The 5,584-nt window shown below is 53.4% G+C and carries 3 tRNA genes and 2 rRNA genes; all 5 read right to left on the bottom strand.

The features are described from left to right. Positions 1 to 3,126 (bottom strand): 23S ribosomal RNA (locus GJV78_RS22135); the annotation flags it as partial. A gap of 317 nt (positions 3,127 to 3,443) precedes the next feature. Then, a tRNA-Glu gene (locus tag GJV78_RS22130) sits at positions 3,444 to 3,519 on the bottom strand. A 139-nt stretch (positions 3,520 to 3,658) separates the two neighbouring features. Next, positions 3,659 to 3,734: transfer RNA gene (locus GJV78_RS22125), tRNA-Ala, on the bottom strand. 110 nt (positions 3,735 to 3,844) lie between these two features. Then, positions 3,845 to 3,921: transfer RNA gene (locus tag GJV78_RS22120), tRNA-Ile, on the bottom strand. A gap of 69 nt (positions 3,922 to 3,990) precedes the next feature. Then, a 16S ribosomal RNA gene (locus GJV78_RS22115) occupies positions 3,991 to 5,532 on the bottom strand. Positions 5,533 to 5,584: the final 52 nt, after the last annotated feature.

The following is a 5,584-nucleotide window of genomic DNA, read 5'->3' as shown; positions in this document are numbered from 1 at the left end:
CTCAGGGAGAACTCATCTCGGGGCAAGTTTCGTGCTTAGATGCTTTCAGCACTTATCTCTTCCGCATTTAGCTACCGGGCAGTGCCATTGGCATGACAACCCGAACACCAGTGATGCGTCCACTCCGGTCCTCTCGTACTAGGAGCAGCCCCCCTCAGTTCTCCAGCGCCCACGGCAGATAGGGACCGAACTGTCTCACGACGTTCTAAACCCAGCTCGCGTACCACTTTAAATGGCGAACAGCCATACCCTTGGGACCTACTTCAGCCCCAGGATGTGATGAGCCGACATCGAGGTGCCAAACACCGCCGTCGATATGAACTCTTGGGCGGTATCAGCCTGTTATCCCCGGAGTACCTTTTATCCGTTGAGCGATGGCCCTTCCATTCAGAACCACCGGATCACTATGACCTGCTTTCGCACCTGCTCGCGCCGTCACGCTCGCAGTCAAGCCAGCTTATGCCATTGCACTAACCTCCTGATGTCCGACCAGGATTAGCTGACCTTCGTGCTCCTCCGTTACTCTTTAGGAGGAGACCGCCCCAGTCAAACTACCCACCAGACACTGTCCGCAACCCGGATTACGGGCCCACGTTAGAACACCAGCCATTAAAGGGTGGTATTTCAAGGATGGCTCCATGCAGACTGGCGTCCACACTTCAAAGCCTCCCACCTATCCTGCACATCAAGGACCAGTGTTCAGTGTCAAGCTATAGTAAAGGTTCACGGGGTCTTTCCGTCTTGCCGCGGGTACACTGCATCTTCACAGCGAGTTCAATTTCACTGAGTCCCGGGTGGAGACAGCCTGGCCATCATTACGCCATTCGTGCAGGTCGGAACTTACCCGACAAGGAATTTCGCTACCTTAGGACCGTTATAGTTACGGCCGCCGTTTACCGGGGCTTCGATCAAGAGCTTCTCCTTACGGATAACCCCATCAATTAACCTTCCGGCACCGGGCAGGCGTCACACCGTATACGTCCACTTTCGTGTTTGCACAGTGCTGTGTTTTTAATAAACAGTTGCAGCCAGCTGGTATCTTCGACTGGCTTCAGCTCCACGGGTAAACCGCTTCACCTACGCACCAGCGTGCCTTCTCCCGAAGTTACGGCACCATTTTGCCTAGTTCCTTCACCCGGGTTCTCTCAAGCGCCTTGGTATTCTCTACCTGACCACCTGTGTCGGTTTGGGGTACGATTTCGTGTTACCTGATGCTTAGAGGCTTTTCCTGGAAGCAGGGCATTTGTTGCTTCAGCACCGTGGTGCCTCGTCGTCACGCCTCAGCCTTGACCTTCCGGATTTGCCTGGAAAGTCAGCCTACACGCTTAAACCGGGACAACCGTCGCCCGGCCAACATAGCCTTCTCCGTCCCCCCTTCGCAGTAACACCAAGTACGGGAATATTAACCCGTTTCCCATCGACTACGCCTTTCGGCCTCGCCTTAGGGGTCGACTCACCCTGCCCCGATTAACGTTGGACAGGAACCCTTGGTCTTCCGGCGAGCGGGCTTTTCACCCGCTTTATCGTTACTTATGTCAGCATTCGCACTTCTGATACCTCCAGCAGCCCTCACAGGCCACCTTCAACGGCTTACAGAACGCTCCCCTACCCAACGAACGTATCCCTAAGCCAACTCGACTTTGTAAAACGCATTGACGTCGCTTCGCTCCGTCAGTCGTCAACTCCGCAAAGTTGTCTTGGGTGATNCCACCTTCAACGGCTTACAGAACGCTCCCCTACCCAACGAACTCACGTTCGCTGCCGCAGCTTCGGTGCATGGTTTAGCCCCGTTACATCTTCCGCGCAGGCCGACTCGACCAGTGAGCTATTACGCTTTCTTTAAATGATGGCTGCTTCTAAGCCAACATCCTGGCTGTCTGGGCCTTCCCACATCGTTTCCCACTTAACCATGACTTTGGGACCTTAGCTGGCGGTCTGGGTTGTTTCCCTCTTCACGACGGACGTTAGCACCCGCCGTGTGTCTCCCGTGATAACATTCTCCGGTATTCGCAGTTTGCATCGGGTTGGTAAGTCGGGATGACCCCCTGGCCGAAACAGTGCTCTACCCCCGGAGATGAATTCACGAGGCGCTACCTAAATAGCTTTCGGGGAGAACCAGCTATCTCCCGGTTTGATTGGCCTTTCACCCCCAGCCACAGGTCATCCGCTAATTTTTCAACATTAGTCGGTTCGGTCCTCCAGTTAGTGTTACCCAACCTTCAACCTGCCCATGGCTAGATCACCGGGTTTCGGGTCTATACCCTGCAACTTAGCGCCCAATTAAGACTCGGTTTCCCTTCGGCTCCCCTATTCGGTTAACCTTGCTACAGAATATAAGTCGCTGACCCATTATACAAAAGGTACGCAGTCACACCCCGAAGGGTNAATATAAGTCGCTGACCCATTATACAAAAGGTACGCAGTCACCCCACCCCGAAGTACTCCGTACTCCGGGCTGCCTTTGCTTCGCAAAGCCACCCCATAATCCTGCGACACCCACTGCTTGTTTTGTCTGTCGGGCGTCGCAAAACACGCGACGCCAGCCGTAACTTACAGCTTATGCCTTCGGAATACTTTGGTGGTGGGGCTCCCACTGCTTGTACGTACACGGTTTCAGGTTCTGTTTCACTCCCCTCGCCGGGGTTCTTTTCGCCTTTCCCTCACGGTACTGGTTCACTATCGGTCAGTCAGGAGTATTTAGCCTTGGAGGATGGTCCCCCCATATTCAGACAGGATACCACGTGTCCCGCCCTACTCATCGAGCTCACAGCCTGTGTGCTTTTGTGTACGGGGCTTTCACCCTGTATCGCGCGACTTTCCAGACGCTTCCACTAACACACACGCTGATTCAGACTCTGGGCTCCTCCCCGTTCGCTCGCCGCTACTGGGGGAATCTCGGTTGATTTCTTTTCCTCGGGGTACTTAGATGTTTCAGTTCCCCCGGTTCGCCTCGTTAAGCTATGGATTCACTTAACGATAGTGTGATAAATCACACTGGGTTTCCCCATTCGGACATCGCCGGTTATAACGGTTCATATCACCTTACCGACGCTTTTCGCAGATTAGCACGTCCTTCATCGCCTCTGACTGCCAGGGCATCCACCGTGTACGCTTGGTCGCTTAACCTCACAACCCGAAGATGTTTCATCTGTCCGGCTTGTTGCGCGCCGTGAATACTGCGTTGTTCCGTACTCGCGATGCTCATGGACACTGAGTCCACTCCGCTCGCTGCGTGCGGTACGCCTTGTCTTCACGTCGCTCACATCACCTTTTACAGGGATATCTTCTGATTGCGATAAATTTGAGAGACCCGAACACACATAACGTGTGTCGTTTCAATTTTCAGCTTGATCCAGATTTTTAAAGAGCAAATATCTCAAACATGACTCGTAAGCCAGTTTTGAGATACCGATGGCAACGCCTTTCACACATTACCGCGCAAGTGGCGTCCCCTAGGGGATTCGAACCCCTGTTACCGCCGTGAAAGGGCGGTGTCCTGGGCCTCTAGACGAAGGGGACACTGATGTCTGCTTCGGCAAGACGCCTTGCTTTTTACNTCGTTTCAATTTTCAGCTTGATCCAGATTTTTAAAGAGCAAAACTTCGCAGCACACTGTAACAGTGTGCTCTGAAGTGTTTTTTATCACTATTCTACGTGATGGTGGAGCTATGCGGGATCGAACCGCAGACCTCCTGCGTGCAAAGCAGGCGCTCTCCCAGCTGAGCTATAGCCCCATTCGTGTAGTCAGAACCTCTTACCGAGGATTTTTCCTGAGACAAGGCGTGGAATGACGAAGCATACATCAGTATGCGAGTTATTTCACAACGCAGTATCGGGGAAAATCTGGTAGGCCTGAGTGGACTTGAACCACCGACCTCACCCTTATCAGGGGTGCGCTCTAACCACCTGAGCTACAAGCCTGTAGAGGTTTTACTGCTCGTTTTTCATCAGACAATCTGTGTGAGCACTGCAAAGCCAGGTTCTTTAAGGTAAGGAGGTGATCCAACCGCAGGTTCCCCTACGGTTACCTTGTTACGACTTCACCCCAGTCATGAATCACAAAGTGGTAAGCGCCCTCCCGAAGGTTAAGCTACCTACTTCTTTTGCAACCCACTCCCATGGTGTGACGGGCGGTGTGTACAAGGCCCGGGAACGTATTCACCGTGGCATTCTGATCCACGATTACTAGCGATTCCGACTTCACGGAGTCGAGTTGCAGACTCCGATCCGGACTACGACGCACTTTATGAGGTCCGCTTGCTCTCGCGAGGTCGCTTCTCTTTGTATGCGCCATTGTAGCACGTGTGTAGCCCTGGTCGTAAGGGCCATGATGACTTGACGTCATCCCCACCTTCCTCCAGTTTATCACTGGCAGTCTCCTTTGAGTTCCCGGCCGGACCGCTGGCAACAAAGGATAAGGGTTGCGCTCGTTGCGGGACTTAACCCAACATTTCACAACACGAGCTGACGACAGCCATGCAGCACCTGTCTCACAGTTCCCGAAGGCACGTTCTCATCTCTGAAAACTTCTGTGGATGTCAAGACCAGGTAAGGTTCTTCGCGTTGCATCGAATTAAACCACATGCTCCACCGCTTGTGCGGGCCCCCGTCAATTCATTTGAGTTTTAACCTTGCGGCCGTACTCCCCAGGCGGTCGACTTAACGCGTTAGCTCCGGAAGCCACGCCTCAAGGGCACAACCTCCAAGTCGACATCGTTTACGGCGTGGACTACCAGGGTATCTAATCCTGTTTGCTCCCCACGCTTTCGCACCTGAGCGTCAGTCTTCGTCCAGGGGGCCGCCTTCGCCACCGGTATTCCTCCAGATCTCTACGCATTTCACCGCTACACCTGGAATTCTACCCCCCTCTACGAGACTCAAGCCTGCCAGTATCAGATGCAGTTCCCGGGTTGAGCCCGGGGATTTCACATCTGACTTAACAGACCGCCTGCGTGCGCTTTACGCCCAGTAATTCCGATTAACGCTTGCACCCTCCGTATTACCGCGGCTGCTGGCACGGAGTTAGCCGGTGCTTCTTCTGCGGGTAACGTCAATTGATAAAGGTATTCGCTTTATCACCTTCCTCCCCGCTGAAAGTACTTTACAACCCGAAGGCCTTCTTCATACACGCGGCATGGCTGCATCAGGCTTGCGCCCATTGTGCAATATTCCCCACTGCTGCCTCCCGTAGGAGTCTGGACCGTGTCTCAGTTCCAGTGTGGCTGGTCATCCTCTCAGACCAGCTAGGGATCGTCGCCTTGGTGAGCCGTTACCCCACCAACAAGCTAATCCCATCTGGGCACATCCGATGGCAAGAGGCCCGAAGGTCCCCCTCTTTGGTCTTGCGACGTTATGCGGTATTAGCTACCGTTTCCAGTAGTTATCCCCCTCCATCGGGCAGTTTCCCAGACATTACTCACCCGTCCGCCACTCGTCAGCAGAGAAGCAAGCTTCTCTCTGTTACCGTTCGACTTGCATGTGTTAGGCCTGCCGCCAGCGTTCAATCTGAGCCATGATCAAACTCTTCAATTTAAAAGTTTGATGCTCAATGAATTAAACTTCGTAATGAATTACGTGTTCACTC

The organism is Intestinirhabdus alba (assembly GCF_009711095.1).
GTDB classification, from domain to species: Bacteria; Pseudomonadota; Gammaproteobacteria; order Enterobacterales; family Enterobacteriaceae; genus Intestinirhabdus; species Intestinirhabdus alba.
This window is presented reverse-complemented; position numbering and strand designations above follow the sequence as displayed.